Here is a 15,200-nt window from a genome sequence, read left to right as displayed (position 1 = left end):
CTCATGCGGCCTCCCGCGGGATCGGCAGGCGGACGGTGAACAGGGTGCCGCCGTCGTCGGCGCGGGCCACCTCGGTCCGGCCGCCGTGCCGGTGGACCACCTGCCCGACCAGCGCCAGGCCGAGCCCCCGGCCGGCGCTCTTGGTGGACCAGCCGCGCCGGAACGCGTCCGCAACCCGGTCCGGGTCCAGGCCGGGGCCGTTGTCACCGACCCGGACCACGATCTCGTCGTCGGTGGTGCCCACGAACACCCGGACCCGGCGCGGCGGCGGCGTGCCGGCCACCGCCTCGAGGGCGTTGTCGACCAGATTCCCGACCACGGTGAGCAGGTCGGTGGGGGGCAGCGGGCTGTCGTCGAGCCGGCAGTCGGGCTCGATCACCAGGTCCACGCCGCGCTCGCCGGCCCGGGCCGACTTGCCGAGCAGCAGGGCGGCCAGCGCCGGCTCGGTCACCGCCCCGACGACCCGGTCGGTGAGCTGCTGGGCCAGCGCCAGGTCGCGGGTGGCGAGTTGGACCGCCTCGTCGGTGCGGCCCAGCTCCACCAGGGTCAGCACGGTGTGCAGCCGGTTGGCCGACTCATGGGTCTGAGCCTGCAACGCCTCGGTGAGTGCACGTACCGAGTCCAGTTCGCTGGCCAGGTTGCGCAGCTCGGTCTGGTCGCGCAGGGTCAGCACGGTGCCGAGCACGGTCCCCTCGAAGCGGGTGGTCCGCTGGTTGGCCACCAGCACCCGGTCACCGGCGAGGACCGGCTCGTCGTGCGCGTCCCGCCCGGAGTCCAGCAACTCGGCCACCGCGGGCGGCAGGTCGATGCCGACCACCGGCCGGTCGGTCACCGCAGCGTCCTCGGCCAGCCCGAGCAGGCGGCGCCCCTCGTCGTTGACCAGCGCCACCCGACCGTCCCGGGCCAGCACCACCAGCCCCTCGCGTACGGAGTGCAGGACGGCGTCGTAGTACTCGTACATCCGGGTCATCTGGGTCGGGCCGAGGCCGTGGGTCTGCCGGCGCAGCCGCCGGCTGAGCAGCCAGGCGCCGGTGGCCGCGAGGGCCAGCGCCGGGACGGCGGCGCCCAGCAGCACCGGGATCTGGCCGAGCAGCTTCCGGTTGATCGCCTGGGTGGTGATGCCGACCGAAACCAGTCCGACGATCCGCTGGCCGTCGCCGTACACCGGCACGACCGCGCGCACCGACTCGCCGAGGGTGCCGACGTTGGTGGTGGTGAACGGCTCGCCGGCCAGGGCGGGGCCGATGTCGCCGATGAACGGCTGCCCGATGAGGTCCGGGTTGGGGTGGGAGTACCGGGTCCGGTCCGGGGCCATCACGACCACGAAGTCCGTTCCGGTGGCCACCCGGGTGGCTTCGGCGTACGGCTGGAGGGTGGCCGGCGGGTCGGCGGTGGTGAGCGCCGTGCGGACGTCGGGGGACCGGGCGACGGTCTGCGCCACCGCCAGGACCTCGTCCTCCGCCGCCTGGTGGGAGTCGCTGCGGGCCAGCCAGACGGCGCCCCCGGCGCCGGCGAGCACCAGCAGCGTCACCACCAGCGCCTGGAGGGCGAACAACTGCCCTGCGATGCTCCACTGCCGTCGGGCCACGTTCCCCTCCTTCCGCCGCGCGCCGTCCGCAAGTGTGGCGCACCGGTCAGCGGCCCGTTTCGGCCGCGAGTCACAGGGGTGAACAGAATGAACGCAAGGATGCCCTGTGCTGAGACACGCTTCACATTGTGGGAATGGACACCACCTCACCCACCCCCACGGCCGCCCGGCCCGCCCGCCGGGACCGGACGCGCTACCTCTACCTCGCGGTCATCGTGGCCGTGCTGGCCGGCGTCGTGGTCGGCTTCGCCGCCCCCGAGGTCGGCAAGGAGCTGAAGCCGCTCGGCACCGGCTTCGTGAACCTGATCAAGATGATGATCAGCCCGGTCATCTTCTGCACCATCGTGCTGGGCGTCGGCTCCGTCCGCCAAGCGGCCAAGGTCGGCAAGGTCGGCGGTCTGGCCCTCGGCTACTTCCTGCTCATGTCGACCGTGGCGCTGGCGATCGGCCTGGTGGTCGGCAACATCATCCAGCCCGGCACCGGCCTGAACCTCGGCCCGGACATCGCCGAGGCGGGCAAGGCCGCCGCCGGTGGCGAGAGCGGCGGCACGGTCGACTTCCTGCTCGGCGTCATCCCGACCTCGCTGCTCTCCGCGCTGACCGAGGGCGAGGTGCTCCAGACGCTGCTGGTCGCGCTGCTGGTCGGCTTCGCCGTGCAGGCCATGGGTACGCGGGGCGAGCCGGTGCTGCGCGCCGTCGGCGTGATCCAGCGCCTCGTCTTCAAGGTGCTGGCGATGATCATGTGGGTGGCGCCGATCGGCGCGTTCGGCGCGATGGCCGCCGTCGTGGGCGCGACCGGCGTGGACGCGCTCAAGAGCCTGGCGCAGATCATGCTCGGGTTCTACGTCACCTGTGCGCTCTTCGTGTTCCTGGTGCTGGGGGCCCTGCTGTGGTTCGTCGCCCGGATCTCGATCTTCAAGCTGCTCGCCTACCTGGGCCGGGAGTTCCTGCTGATCCTGTCGACCTCGTCGTCCGAGTCGGCGCTGCCCCGCCTGATCGCCAAGATGGAGCACTTCGGGGTGAGCAAGCCGGTCGTCGGGATCACCGTGCCGACCGGATACTCGTTCAACCTCGACGGCACCGCCATCTACCTGACCATGGCGTCGCTGTTCGTCGCCGACGCGCTGGGCAAGCCGCTGTCGCTGGGCGAGCAGGTGTCGCTGCTGGTGTTCATGATCATCGCCTCCAAGGGCGCGGCCGGGGTGACCGGCGCGGGCCTGGCGACCCTGGCCGGCGGCCTGCAGTCGCACCGGCCGGACCTGGTCGACGGCGTCGGGTTGATCGTCGGCATCGACCGGTTCATGTCCGAGGCCCGGGCGCTGACCAACTTCGCCGGCAACGCGGTCGCCACCGTGCTGGTCGGCACCTGGACCGGCCAGTTCGACCGGGAGCAGGCCCAGGCCGTGCTCGGCGGCGGACGTCCGTTCGACGAGGCGACCATGCTCGACGAGGACGACGCGCACGGGGGGCCGGACGAGGCGGTGCCGGCGTCGCGGCGCACGTCGCCGGTCGACGTGCCCGCCTGATCCAGCCACGGGCGCGCCGGTGGCCTGTCGCGCCCGTCAAGATCGCGCTCGATCCAGGAAACAGTGGCCTCGCCGCCTGAGCGAGGCCACTGTTTCCATGTTTGAGCACGATCTCGCGAGGACGCTTGCGGATCAGGGGCGGTAGGGTCTGGTCGCGTTCGGCCCGACTACCGGACGCCGATCATTCGGCGTGGCTGGAGTGTTCACTTGGCGGTGCCGGTGACGATGCCCGGGTTGATGCAGAGGCCCGGCGTGCTGCCGTTCTTCTCGGCGATCTCCAGGCAGCGGGTCACCTTGTCCACTTTGGCGTTGGTCTCGGTGATCTGCTTCTGGATCTCGGCGTTGCGGCGGTCCTGTTCGAGATTGCGGGTCTGGGCGAGCTTGTCCTGGAACGCCTTGATGTTGCCCTCGGTCTTGTCGTCGTGGTTGACGCGGGTAATGGTGACCGACAAGATGTCGACGTCCTCGGCCAGCCGGCCTTCGGCGTTGCTCTTGATGCTCTCCGCGAACGGCTTGAGGTCGACGTTCAAGCTGCCGGTCTTCGCGTCGATCCGCTCCAGTGGGTTGTAGGTGGAGAAGGCGTCGTTGACGGCGCTGTCGAGCTGGACACCGACCCGCTGCCCACGGAAACTGTCGAAGTCGCCCTTGTAGTCCATGAACTGCTTCGGCGCGTTCTCGGGTCGGACCTGCCACTCGACCAGCACCTCGACGCACGCGTCGGCGAGGGTGCCGGTGCGTACCCGAACGCAGTGGTCGCTGCCGATGTGGTCGTACTTCTGCCGCCCGGCGTCCCACTCGCCGACCCGCTGCCATGGCGCGACCCACTTCAGGCCGGAGCCGGTGACCTCGCCGGTCGGCTTGCCGAAGCTGGTGATGATCCCGACCGAGCGGATGGGTACCGAGTGGGCACTCGACAAGAGGGTGAGAACGAGTGTGGCGACCAGGGCGGCGGCCGCCGCCAGCATGGCGCGCTGCCGTACGCTCCTGCCTGGGCCAAATAGTGCGACGGCGATGGCGATGGCCGCAGCGAGGGCGGCGACGATCGCGAGGGTGAAGCCGAACGGCATGTGCGCGGTACCTCTCACGGGGGTGGCTTGCTGACTTGATCAGCAAGGTAGTCGTCCGGGACAAGAAGCCCGGCGGCCCGGGGCGGGGCGGGCGCATCCGCCGCCGGGTGCGCCGTCGCAAACCACGACGCCCGAATTGGCCGTGCCCGGGCGTCGGCGTCGTCACTAGCGTCGGCGGGGTGAAGCTCGACGACGCGCAGAAGTTGTGGCAGCCGCAGCCCGGCTGGCTGAACACCGCCAGCTACGGGCTGCCGCCCGAGCCCGCCTGGGTGGCGTTGCAGGACGCCCTGGCGGACTGGCGGGTGGGACGGATCTCCTGGGAGGGCTGGGGCGAGGCCGCCGAGCAGGCCCGCGCCGGGTTCGCCCGGCTCGTCGGGGTGGCGCCGGCGGACGTGGCGATCGGCAGCACGGCGTCGCAGCTGCTCGCCCCGGTGGCAGCCGGGCTGCCGCCCGGCGCGACTGTGGTCGTCCCCGAGGTGGAGTTCACCTCGAACCTGTTTCCCTGGCTGGTGCAGCAGGAGCGGGGCGTCCGGGTCCGCACGGTGCCGCTGGCCGGCCTGGTCGACGCGATCGACGCCGGCACCGACCTGGTCGCGTTCAGCCTGGTGCAGTCGTCCGACGGCACCGTCGCCCCGTACGACGAGATCGTCGCGGCGGCCCGGGCGCACGGCGCCCTCGTCGCGGTGGACGCCACCCAGGCGTGCGGCTGGCTGCCCTTCGACGCGGCTCTCGCCGACGTGGTGGTGGTGTCGGCGTACAAGTGGCTGATGGCGCCGCGCGGCACCGCCTTCGCCTACCTGGCCCCGGCGCTGCGCGAGCGGCTGCGCCCCGACGCCGCCGGCTGGTACGCGGGCCAGGACGTGCACGCCTCCTACTACGGCCCGCCGCTGCGGCTGGCCGACGACGCCCGGCGCTTCGACATCTCCCCGGCGTGGTTCAGCTATGTGGGGGCGGCGCCCACCCTGGAGCTGCTCGCCGAGATCGGGCTGCCCGCCGTGCGCGATCACGACGTGGCGCTGGCCAACCGGTTCCTGGTCGGGCTGGGCCGGCCGCCCGGCGACAGCGCGATCGTGACGGTGGCCGTGCCCGGCGCGGCGGAGAAGCTGGCTCGGGCCGGGGTACGCGCGGCGGTCCGCGCCGGCCGGGTGCGCGCCTCCTTCCACCTCTACACCACCAAGGAGGACGTGGACCGGGCCCTGGAAGCGTTGACGGACTGAGCGGGAGCGGTCGCCGCTCAGGCCAGGTGGGCGCCGATCTTCGTGTACCCGCGCAGCAGGTCCCGGGCGATGATCAGGCGCTGCATCTCGTCGGTGCCCTCGAAGATCCGGTACAGCCGGACCTGCCGGTACCAGCGTTCGATCGGCAGCTCGCGGGTGTAGCCCATGCCGCCGTGGATCTGCAGCACCCGGTCCACCACCCGGTTGACCATGCCGGCGCCGTAGAGCTTGGCCATCGACGAGGCGTGCCGGGGATCCAGGCCCTGGTCGACCGTCCACGCGGCGCGCAGCACCAGCCAACGGGCCGCTTCCAGCTCGGTCTCCGAGTCGGCGATCATCCACTGGATCGCCTGGTTGGTGCCGATCTTGGCGCCGAAGGTCTCCCGGGTGTTGGCCTGGTCGATCGCCATCTGCAACGCCCGCTCGGCGATGCCGAGGGCATGGGAGGGGATGGTGTAGCGCCCCTTGCCGATCCACTGCATGCCCAGCGCGAAGCCCTGCCCGACCTCGCCGAGGATGTTGCGGTGCGGCACGCGTACGCGGTCGAAGATCAGCGATGCCGGACCGCCCTCGCCCATTGTCTGGATGAACTCCGACCGCCAGCCCATCGCCCGGTCCACCAGGAACGCGGTGGCACCGCCGTGGCGGACGCCCTGCTCGGGGTCGGTCACCGCGATCACGATGGCGAAGTCGGCGTCGTCGCCGTTGGTGATGAAGGTCTTCTCGCCGTCGAGGATCCAGTCGTCGCCGTCCCGTCGGGCGCGCAGCCGGATGTTCGCCGCGTCCGAGCCGGCGCCCGGTTCGGTGATCGCGAAGCAGGAGATCCGTTCCCCCTCGATGGTGGGCAGGAGGAACTCTCGCCGCTGGTCCTCGGTGGCGTGGAACAGGATGTTGTCCGCCTCGCCGCCGAACCGGAACGGCACGAAGGTGCGGCCGAGTTCGGTCCAGATCAGCGACTGCATGACGGCCGGCAGGTCCATCCCGCCGTACTGCTCCGGGGTGGCCAGCCCCCAGAAGCCGAACCGCTTCGCCTTGAGCTGCAACTCGCGCAGCTCGGACCGCTCCAGGCCGGGGCGGTGGGCGCGCTCGCGGCGCAGCACCTCCTGCTCCAGCGGCAGCACCTCGCGGGTGATGAACGCGCGGGCCGTGTCCCGGACGGCCCGTTCCTCGTCGGACAGTGCGAAGTCCACCGTGCTCCCTCGGCGTCGGTGCGGCGGGTACGCTCAAACTAGCGGCGTAAGTTTTCATCCGTCCAGCCCGCTCCTTCCACCGTCGAGGTGAGGCGCGCCCCGGCGGGCTTGACTAGGGTGCGTGAGCAGGCGGTGCCGACGGGGAGAGTGGCGTGGCGGAAATCGGCCGAGGGTGGGCGCAGGGCAGCGGCGACCCGGTACGGGTGGCCTGACGTGCCGCGACCCCGACAGGCGCTGCTCACCCGGGACCGGATCGTCACCACGGCGCTGGCGCTGATCGACGCCGACGGGCTCGGCGCGCTCTCCACCCGGCGGCTGGCCACGGCGCTCGGCGTGCAGGGCCCCTCGCTCTACAACCATTTCGCCACCAAGGGCGCCATCCTCGACGCGGTGGCGGACAGCGTCACCGCCACCGTGGACGTCAGCGCCTTCGGCCGCTGCGACTGGTACGAGGCGCTGCGACGCTGGGCCCGGTCCTACCGGGCGGCGCTCGCCGCGCACCCGAACATCGTCCCGTACCTGGCCCAGGGGCCGGGCCGGCGGCCGGCCGCGCTCGCCATGGCCGACGCGGTCTACGGCGGCCTGGTCGGGGCGGGGTGGCCGCCCGCCCGGGCCACCCACATCGGCGCCGCGCTGCGCTACTTCGTTGCCGGCTCCGCGCTCGGCTCGTTCGCGCGGGGCTTCGTCGAGGATCCGGCGCTCTACACCGGACACCCGCACCTGAGCCAGGCGCACCGGCTCGCCGGCCACCAGCACAGCGTCGACGAGGGTGCCTTCGCCCTCGGCCTGGACGCGCTGCTGCTCGGCCTGCACGCCGAGTACGAGCGGACCGTGGCGCCCCTGGAGCGGGCCGCCGCTCCGGAGTAGCGTCAAAACTCCCAACGCTAGTTTCCGCCCCGGGAAGGACGACATGGATCTCGCCGCCGCGCCGCCCGCCCTCCTGGTCCGCCGGCACCTGCACGTCGCCGGCGCGTGGGTCGACCCCGCCGACGGGGAGGCGATCCCGGTCGAGAACCCGGCCACCGGGGAGATCGTCGGGCAGGTGCCGGCCGGCACCCCGGCCGACGTCGACCGGGCCGTCGCTGCCGCCCGCGCCGCCTTCCCCGGCTGGGCGGCCACCGCCCCCGCCGAGCGGGCCGCCCACCTCGACCGGCTGCACGCCGCGCTCGCCGCCCGCGCCGAGGCGATCGCGCACACCGTCGCGCTGGAGCTGGGCACGCCGCTCAAGCTCGCCACCCGGGTGCAGGCCGGCCTCCCGCTCACCGTGCTGCGCAGCATGGTCGAGCTCGCCGCCCGCCCGCCGGCCGAGCAGACCGTCGGCAACTCGCTCGTGGTCCGCGAACCCGTCGGCGTGGTCGGCGCGATCACCCCGTGGAACTACCCGCTGCACCAGGTCGTCGCCAAGGTGGCCCCGGCGCTGGCGGCCGGCTGCACCGTGGTGGTCAAGCCCAGCGAACTCACCCCGCTCACCGCGTACCTGCTCTTCGACGCGGTCAGCGAGGCCGGGCTGCCGGCCGGGGTGGTCAACCTGGTGCCCGGCACCGGGCCGGTCGTCGGCGAGGCCCTGGCCGCCCACCCCGACGTCGACCTGGTCTCGTTCACCGGCTCCACCGCCACCGGTCGCCGGGTCGCCCACCTCGTCGCCGACCGGATCGCCCGGGTCGCCCTGGAACTCGGTGGCAAGTCCGCCAACCTGATCCTCGCCGACGCCGACCTGCCCACCGCGGTCAAGGTCGGGGTCGGCAACGCCTTCCTCAACTCCGGGCAGACCTGCACCGCCTGGACCCGGATGCTGGTCCATCGGGACCGCTACGCCGAGGCGCTCGACCTGATCGCGGCGGCCGTCGCGGGCTACCGGACGGGTGACCCGTTCGATCCGGCGACCCGGCTCGGCCCGCTGGTCTCCGCCGCCCAGGCCGAGCGGGTCCGCGGCCACGTCGAGCGGGCCCTGGCCGACGGCGCCCGACTCGTCGCCGGCGGCCCGGACGTGCCGCTGCCGCCGCGCGGGCACTTCGTCGCGCCCACCGTCTTCGCCGACGTGCACCCGGACAGCGCGCTCGCCCAGGAGGAGGTCTTCGGCCCGGTGCTCGCGGTCATCCCGTTCGGCGACACCGACGAGGCCGTCGCCATCGCCAACAACTCGCGGTACGGGCTGGCCGGCGCCGTCTGGTCCGCCGACGAAAACCAGGCCCTCGCCGTCGCCCGGCGGCTGCGCACCGGCCAGGTCGATGTCAACGGGGGCGCGTTCAACCCGCTCGCGCCGTTCGGCGGATACAAGCAGTCCGGCCTCGGCCGCGAGCTGGGCCCGGCCGGCGTGGAGGAGTTCACCGAGCTCAAGGCGATCCAGCGGTGAGGGCTCTGGTCGTCCGCGGCCGGGACGCCACACCCGCCGTCGAGGAGGTACGCCTGCCCGCCCCCGGCGCCGGCGAGCTGCGGGTACGCATCCGCGCCGCCGGGATCTGCCACTCCGACCTGGCCATGGTCAACGGCACGCTCGCGCCCGCGTACCCGCTGGTGCTGGGACACGAGGCGGCCGGCGTGGTCGCCGAGACCGGCCCCGGGGCCCGGCTGGCCGTCGGCACGCCGGTGGTGCTCAATTGGGCCCCCGCCTGCCGCGCCTGCTGGCACTGCCGGCACGGCGAACCCTGGCTCTGCGCCGCCAACACCGCCCCGGTGGTGGCCCGGGGCGAGACCGCCGACGGAAGCCCGCTGCACGTCACCCTCGGCCTCGGCGCGCTGGCCGAGGAGGTGGTGGTGCCCGAGCACGCCGCCGTGCCGGTGCCCGCCGGCCTGCCGCCGGAGCGGGCCGCGCTGCTCGGCTGCGCGGTGCTCACCGGCAGCGGCGCGGTCCGGAACACCGCCCGGGTGGCCGCCGGCGAGTCGGTCGCCGTGATCGGGCTCGGCGGGGTCGGGCTGGCCGTGCTGACCGCCGCCCGCCGGGCCGGCGCCGCGCCGATCGTCGCCGTCGACGTGGTCGAGGCCAAACGGGACCTCGCGGTCGCCGCCGGGGCCACCGACTTCCTACGCGCCGGGAACACGCTGGCCAAGAAGGTCCGGGAGCGCACCGAGGGGCGGGGCGTCGACCACGCCTTCGAGTGCGTCGGGAGCGCCGCCACCATCCACGCCGCCTGGCGGCTGACCCGGCGCGGGGGAGCGGTGACCGTGGTCGGCATGGGCGGGAGGGATGACCTGGTCAGCCTCGCCGCGCTGGACATCTTCCACTCCGCCCGCACCCTGCGCTCCTCGGTGTACGGCTCGTCCGACCCGGACCGCGAGGTGCCGGAGCTGGCCGCCGCGCTCGCCGACGGCAGCCTGGACCTGCGTCCGCTGATCAGCGGGACGGTCGGCCTGGACGAGGCGCCGGCGGCGTTCGACCGGCTCGCCCGGAGCGAGGGCGCCCGCTGGGTGGTCACCTTCCCGGACTGACGGGCGGAGGGCCCGCACCGGCTCAGCGGCCCGGTCGGGCGGGCTCACCAAACGGCTGTTCTTCAGCCGGGCCGAGGGCCTGCACCTGCCGGAGTACGCCGTCACCGGGTGAGGTGGCGCCGCCACATGTCGACGCCTGCCGATCGGTGTGTCGGGTCGGCGGAGGGACCGGAGGGGGCCCTCCCTATGGCGAGCGGAGCCGTCCGGCCCGGGCCGAATGTGTGGGGAATCGACATGGTTCGACTCCTGCGGAGCACCGTAGGTTTCCTGAACGCGACGGCCCTGTGACCCCCGTCACCGACCTGGTCGTCGCCTCGCAACCTGCGGAGGGTGTGGCGATGGCCGGGCAAGCGCTCCTGTCGGCCCGCGGGCTGACCCGGGACTTCCGGGGCTTCCGGGCGGTCGACCGCGTCGACCTCGACGTGGCGCCGGAGACCGTGCACGCCCTGGTGGGGCCCAACGGCGCCGGCAAGACCACGCTGTTCAACCTGCTCACCGGCTTCCTGCCGCCCACCGCCGGGCGGATCGAGCTGGCCGGTCGGGACGTCACCGGGCTGCCCCCGGAGCGGGTCGCCCGGCTCGGCGTGGCCCGCTCCTTCCAGATCACCAGCCTCTTTCCCCAGCTCTCCGCGCGGGAGCACGTGTCGTTGGCGCTCCAGTCGCCGAGCGGGCTGGGCTGGCGGTTCTGGCGCTCGGCCAAGCTGATGCACCGCTACCGCGACCGGGCCGACGAGCTGCTGGCCATGGTCGGCCTCGCCGAGCTGGCCGAGGCGCCGGCCGAGGCCCTCGCGTACGGGCGCAAACGGGCCCTGGAGCTGGCCATCGCGCTCGCCCTCGACCCGAAGGTGCTGCTGCTCGACGAGCCCACCGCCGGCATGGGGCTGGAGGACGTCGACCGCACCGTCGACCTGATCGGGCGGGTGCGGGCCGGCCGCACCGTCGTCATGGTCGAGCACAACATGAGCGTCGTCGGCCGGCTCGCCGACACCGTCACCGTCCTGCAGGCCGGCAAGGTCCTGGTCGAGGGGCCGTACGAGCAGGTCCGCGCCGACGAGCGGGTCATCACCGCCTACCTGGGAGCTGCCGATGCTGCGCATTGAGAACCTCTCCGCCTGGTACGGCGAGGCGCAGGTGCTGCGGGAGGTGAGCCTGGACGTGGCCGCCGGCGAGGTGGTCACCCTGGTCGGCCGCAACGGCGCCGGCAAGTCCACCCTGCTGCGCTGCGTGATGGGGCTGCACCCCGGCCAGCGCGGCACGGTCACCCTGGACGGCACGGAGCTCACCCGGCTGCCGGCCTACAAGCGGGCCCGGCTCGGGCTCGGCTGGGTCCCCGACGACCGCGGCGCGTACGCCACCCTCAGCGTCACCGAGAACCTGACCCTGCCGCCCCGGGTCGGCCCCGACCCGTGGCCGCTGGAGCGGGTGTACGAGGCGTTCCCCGCCCTCTACAGCCGGCGCGACTCGGCGGCCACCATGCTCTCCGGCGGCGAGCAGCAGATGCTCGCCCTGGCCCGGGTGCTGCGCATGGGCGCCCGGCTGCTGCTCTGCGACGAGCCCACCGAGGGGCTGTCGCCGCTGCTCGTGCAGCAGGTCGGTGACCTGCTGCGGGAGGCCAAGAAGCACGGCGTGACCGTGCTGCTGGTCGAACAGAACCTGCACTTCGCCACCGGCGTCGCCGACCGGCACTACCTGCTGGCCGAGGGACGCATCGCGGAGGCGATGGACAACTCCGAGGTGCGCTCGCGGGAGCGCGAGCTGTTGGCGTACCTCGGGATCTGAAACGACGGCTGACCCGCGCGGACCGCGCGGTACGGAAGGGATTGAGATGCGCAGGAGCGTGGGTGTGGCCGCCGCCTCGGCGGCGGTGGCGGCGCTGGTCACCGGCTGTGGCGGCGGTGGTCCGCAGTCCGGCGGCGACCAGAAGCTGACCGGCGACAAGATCGTGCTGGGTGTCCTCAACGACCAGTCGGGGGCCTACTCGGAGCTGTCCGGGAAGAACTCGGTCAAGGCCGTGGAGATGGCCATCGCCGACTTCAAGGCCAAGTACGGCGACAAGGCGATCACCAAGAACATCTCGGTGGAGACCGCCGACCACCAGAACAAGCCCGACGTGGCCAACAGCAAGGCCCAGGAGATGTACGACCGCAAGGGCGTCGACGCGATCCTCGACGTGCCGACCTCCTCGGCCGCCCTGAAGGTCGCCGACGTGGCCAAGGAGAAGAAGAAGCTCTACTTCAACATCGGCGCGGCCACCACGGAGCTGACCGGCAAGAGCTGCAACAAGTACACGTTCCACTACGCGTACGACACGTACATGCTGGCCCACGGCACCGGCACGGTGACCACCCAGCAGGTCGGCAAGAACTGGTACATCCTCTACCCGAACTACGCCTTCGGGCAGGACATGGAGAAGAGCTTCTCCGCGGCGATCGGCGCGGCCGGCGGCACCGTGGTCGGCAAGGACGGCGCACCGTTCCCGAACACCAGCGGCGACTACTCGTCGTTCCTGCTCAAGGCCCCGACGCTGAACCCGAAGCCGCAGGTCCTCGGCACCATGCAGGCCGGCGCCGAACTGGTCAACGTGGTCAAGCAGTACAACGAGTTCAAGCTGCGGGACAAGGGCATCGGGCTGGCCGTGGGCCTGATGTTCATCACCGACATCCACTCGCTCACCCCGGCCGCCCTCGCCGGCACCACCTACACCGACGCCTGGTACTGGAACTTCGACCAGCAGAACCGGGAGTGGGCCGACAAGTTCCAGAAGGAGACCGGCACCCGGCCGTCCTTCGCGCACGCGGCCAACTACTCCGCCGCCATGCAGTACCTGGAGGCGGTGCAGGCCGCCGGCACCGACGACGCCGACGCGGTGGTCAAGGGCCTCGAAGGCAAGGAGGTCAACGACGTCTTCCTGCGCAACGGCAAGATCCGCGCCGAGGACCACCGGGTCATCCACGACGCCTACCTGGCCCAGGTGAAGCCGCAGGCCGCGGTCAGCGAGCCGTGGGACTACGTGAAGATCCTCAAGACCATCCCGGCGGCCGAGGCGTTCCGCGCCCCCTCGCCGGACTGCCAGATGTGACGATCTGATGTCGGGCTTCCTGCAGAACACGTTCAACGGGCTGGTGGGCGGGGCGTTCTACGCCCTGCTCGCCCTCGGGCTCGCGGTCATCTTCGGCATGCTCCGGGTGGTGAACTTCGCCCACGGCGCCTTCTACATGCTCGGCGCGTTCGGGGCGTACGTGCTGCTCGCCGAGGCGGGCGTGCCGTTCTGGGCCGCTCTGGTGATCATGCCGCTGGCCCTCGGCCTGCTCGGCATGGTGCTGGAGCGGGCGGTCATCCACCGGCTGACCCGGCTTGACCCGCTCTACAACTTCCTGCTCACCTTCGGCCTGACGCTGATCCTCCAGGACCTGGTGAAATCGCGGTACGGCGTGCAGTCCAGCCCGTACGCCACCCCGACCGAGCTGAGCGGGTCGGTCGACTTCGGGCTCTTCGACTTCCCGACGTACCGGGTCTTCATCCTCGGCTTCACCGTGCTGCTCTGCGGGGCCGTGTGGTGGGTGCTCGGGCGGACCCGGATCGGCATGGTGGTCCGCGCGGCCACCGAGCGGCCCGAACTGACCCGGGCCTTCGGCATCGACGTGGGAAAGTGGGTCACCCCGGTCTTCGGCTTCGGCATCGCCCTGGCCGGGCTCGCCGGGGTGCTCGCCGCCCCGATGCGCGCGGTCAACCCGCTGATGGGCGCCGACCTGATCATCGTGGTCTTCGCGGTGGTGGTGATCGGTGGCCTCGGCTCGATCTTCGGCTCGGTCGCCGCCGGCTTCGGCATCGGCCTGATCCAGGCCTGGGGCGAGGCATACCTGTCGGACTTCCCGATCGTGTCGCAGACCGTCGTGTTCGTGGTGATGGCCGCGGTGCTGCTCTGGCGCCCGGCCGGCCTGTTCGGCCGTGAGGAGGCCCCGGCATGAGCGAGCGTCAGCGAGCGAATCATCAGCTCAGTGCCACAGGTCATGACGGCGCCGAGCGGAGCGAGGTGACGGCATGACCAGCGCCGTCGACACCCCCGCCGACGCGGCCCGCCCGGCACCCCCGTCCGGCCTGGTCGCGGTCGCCCGCGCCCCCGGCTGGGTCCGGTACGCGCTGCTCGCCGTCGGCCTGCTCGTGGCGTTCTGGCTGCCCAACGGGCTCTACCCGGCGGTGGCCGTGGACATCCTCTGCTGGGCGCTCTTCGCCGTCTCGGTGGACCTGCTGCTCGGCTTCACCGGGCTGATGTCCTTCGGGCACGCCGCCTTCTGGGGCACCTCGGCGTACGTCACCGGTCTGGTGGCGATCCACGCCGGCCTGCCCTTCCCGGCGGCGGTGCTGGTCGGGGCGCTGGCCGCGGCGCTGCTCGCGCTGCCGATCGGCTACCTCGCGGTGAAGCGCGCCGGGATCTACTTCGCGATGGTCACCCTGGCCTTCGCGCAGATGGTCTACTACGTGGCCAACGAATGGCGCTCGGTCACCCAGGGCGAGAACGGCCTCCAGGGTGTGCCCCGCTCCTTCTTCGGCGTCGACCTCTCCGACGACTACTACTTCTACTACGCGATCCTGCCGATCGTGCTGCTCGGCCTGCTCGCCGCCTGGCGGATCGTCCACTCGCCCTTCGGCCGGGTGCTGGTCGGCATCCGGGACAACCCGGCCCGGGCCCGCGCGCTGGGCTACCCGGTGCACCGGTACAAGCTGACCGCGTTCGTCCTCTCCGGGTTCCTCGCCGGGCTCGGTGGCGGACTCTTCGCCGTCGGCCACCGGTTCGTCTCCCTCGACGTCCTGCACTGGACCACCTCCGGTAAGGCCGTCATCGTGGTGGTGCTCGGCGGCATCGGCACCCTCTGGGGCGGCGTGCTCGGGGCAGCGCTGGTGGTCCGCCTGGAGGACTGGCTGTCGTTCTCCGGGTTCGAGGCGATCGGGCTGGTCACCGGGGGGATCTTCGTACTGGTCGTGCTGTTGTTCCGGCGAGGGATCTGGGGGAGTGTCGCGGCCCTGGCGTTGCGCTGGCGTCGTCGGAGCTGACTTGCGCTGGTTGCTCTTGTGAGGTGGTTGCTGTTGAGGGCTGGGGGGGGGGGGGGGGGGGGGGCGGGGGGGGGGGGGGGTTTGCCCCCCCCCCGCCCCCCCCCCCCCCCCCCCCGCGGGGGGCGGGGGGCCCC

General features: G+C 72.5%; 13 protein-coding genes. 10 read left to right on the top strand and 3 right to left on the bottom strand.

The window, feature by feature from the left end; all coding sequences use genetic code 11:
• Position 1: 1 nt before the first annotated feature.
• Positions 2–1,588, bottom strand: a complete 1,587-nt coding sequence (locus ACFYML_RS05930; RefSeq protein WP_387419516.1) for an ATP-binding protein — start codon at positions 1,586–1,588, stop codon at positions 2–4.
• 134 nt (positions 1,589–1,722) lie between these two features.
• Between ACFYML_RS05930 and ACFYML_RS05925 the strand changes: the two genes are divergently transcribed.
• The gene (locus tag ACFYML_RS05925) at positions 1,723–3,114 is read left to right on the top strand and encodes a cation:dicarboxylate symporter family transporter (RefSeq protein ID WP_387419515.1); all 1,392 of its coding nucleotides are present in this window, start codon (positions 1,723–1,725) and stop codon (positions 3,112–3,114) included.
• A 203-nt stretch (positions 3,115–3,317) separates the two neighbouring features.
• Here ACFYML_RS05925 and ACFYML_RS05920 read toward each other — a convergent pair whose 3' ends face one another.
• On the bottom strand, positions 3,318–4,199 hold the full coding sequence (locus ACFYML_RS05920; protein ID WP_387419514.1) for an SPFH domain-containing protein: 882 nt from the start codon (positions 4,197–4,199) through the stop codon (positions 3,318–3,320).
• A gap of 161 nt (positions 4,200–4,360) precedes the next feature.
• Between ACFYML_RS05920 and ACFYML_RS05915 the strand changes: the two genes are divergently transcribed.
• Entirely contained in the window at positions 4,361–5,398 is a 1,038-nt protein-coding gene (locus tag ACFYML_RS05915; RefSeq protein ID WP_387419513.1) for an aminotransferase class V-fold PLP-dependent enzyme, read from the top strand.
• A gap of 17 nt (positions 5,399–5,415) precedes the next feature.
• Here the strand turns inward: ACFYML_RS05915 and ACFYML_RS05910 are convergent, their stop codons facing one another.
• Entirely contained in the window at positions 5,416–6,588 is a 1,173-nt protein-coding gene (locus ACFYML_RS05910) for an acyl-CoA dehydrogenase family protein (protein ID WP_387419512.1), read from the bottom strand.
• Between the two features lie 213 nt (positions 6,589–6,801).
• On the opposite strand from ACFYML_RS05910, the gene ACFYML_RS05905 reads away from it, so the two are divergent.
• From ACFYML_RS05905 to ACFYML_RS05870, 8 genes are all read left to right on the top strand, one after another.
• Complete coding sequence (locus ACFYML_RS05905) at positions 6,802–7,455, top strand: TetR/AcrR family transcriptional regulator (RefSeq protein ID WP_387419511.1); 654 nt, start codon at positions 6,802–6,804, stop codon at positions 7,453–7,455.
• A 43-nt stretch (positions 7,456–7,498) separates the two neighbouring features.
• Positions 7,499–8,941, top strand: a complete 1,443-nt coding sequence (locus tag ACFYML_RS05900; RefSeq protein ID WP_387419510.1) for an aldehyde dehydrogenase family protein — start codon at positions 7,499–7,501, stop codon at positions 8,939–8,941.
• Positions 8,938–10,014 (top strand): alcohol dehydrogenase catalytic domain-containing protein, encoded by a 1,077-nt coding sequence (locus ACFYML_RS05895; protein WP_387419509.1) that lies wholly within the window; start codon positions 8,938–8,940, stop codon positions 10,012–10,014. The genes ACFYML_RS05900 and ACFYML_RS05895 overlap by 4 nt, the downstream gene beginning before the upstream one ends.
• A gap of 338 nt (positions 10,015–10,352) precedes the next feature.
• Positions 10,353–11,114: an ABC transporter ATP-binding protein gene (locus ACFYML_RS05890; protein WP_387419508.1), complete on the top strand. Its 762-nt coding sequence runs from the start codon at positions 10,353–10,355 to the stop codon at positions 11,112–11,114.
• A complete protein-coding gene (locus ACFYML_RS05885) occupies positions 11,101–11,793 on the top strand; it encodes an ABC transporter ATP-binding protein (RefSeq protein ID WP_073835750.1) in 693 nt (230 codons plus the stop codon). The genes ACFYML_RS05890 and ACFYML_RS05885 overlap by 14 nt, the downstream gene beginning before the upstream one ends.
• 46 nt (positions 11,794–11,839) lie before the next feature.
• The gene (locus tag ACFYML_RS05880) at positions 11,840–13,093 is read left to right on the top strand and encodes an ABC transporter substrate-binding protein (RefSeq protein ID WP_387419507.1); all 1,254 of its coding nucleotides are present in this window, start codon (positions 11,840–11,842) and stop codon (positions 13,091–13,093) included.
• Positions 13,094–13,100: 7 nt separating this feature from the next.
• Positions 13,101–13,982, top strand: coding sequence for a branched-chain amino acid ABC transporter permease (locus tag ACFYML_RS05875; protein ID WP_073835748.1), 882 nt, complete (start codon positions 13,101–13,103; stop codon positions 13,980–13,982).
• Between the two features lie 73 nt (positions 13,983–14,055).
• Entirely contained in the window at positions 14,056–15,066 is a 1,011-nt protein-coding gene (locus ACFYML_RS05870; RefSeq protein WP_357447625.1) for a branched-chain amino acid ABC transporter permease, read from the top strand.
• Positions 15,067–15,200 lie beyond the last annotated feature (134 nt).

The organism is Micromonospora sp. NPDC007230 (assembly GCF_042869115.1).
Taxonomy (GTDB): domain Bacteria; phylum Actinomycetota; class Actinomycetes; order Mycobacteriales; family Micromonosporaceae; genus Micromonospora.
This window is presented reverse-complemented; position numbering and strand designations above follow the sequence as displayed.

Coding starts and splice junctions, on each gene's coding strand:
- ACFYML_RS05925 (WP_387419515.1), top strand. CDS start 1,723: ATGGACACCACCTCACCCACCCCCACGGCCGCCCGGCCCGCCCGCCGG.
- ACFYML_RS05900 (WP_387419510.1), top strand. CDS start 7,499: ATGGATCTCGCCGCCGCGCCGCCCGCCCTCCTGGTCCGCCGGCACCTG.
- ACFYML_RS05890 (WP_387419508.1), top strand. CDS start 10,353: ATGGCCGGGCAAGCGCTCCTGTCGGCCCGCGGGCTGACCCGGGACTTC.
- ACFYML_RS05885 (WP_073835750.1), top strand. CDS start 11,101: ATGCTGCGCATTGAGAACCTCTCCGCCTGGTACGGCGAGGCGCAGGTG.
- ACFYML_RS05880 (WP_387419507.1), top strand. CDS start 11,840: ATGCGCAGGAGCGTGGGTGTGGCCGCCGCCTCGGCGGCGGTGGCGGCG.
- ACFYML_RS05875 (WP_073835748.1), top strand. CDS start 13,101: ATGTCGGGCTTCCTGCAGAACACGTTCAACGGGCTGGTGGGCGGGGCG.
- ACFYML_RS05870 (WP_357447625.1), top strand. CDS start 14,056: ATGACCAGCGCCGTCGACACCCCCGCCGACGCGGCCCGCCCGGCACCC.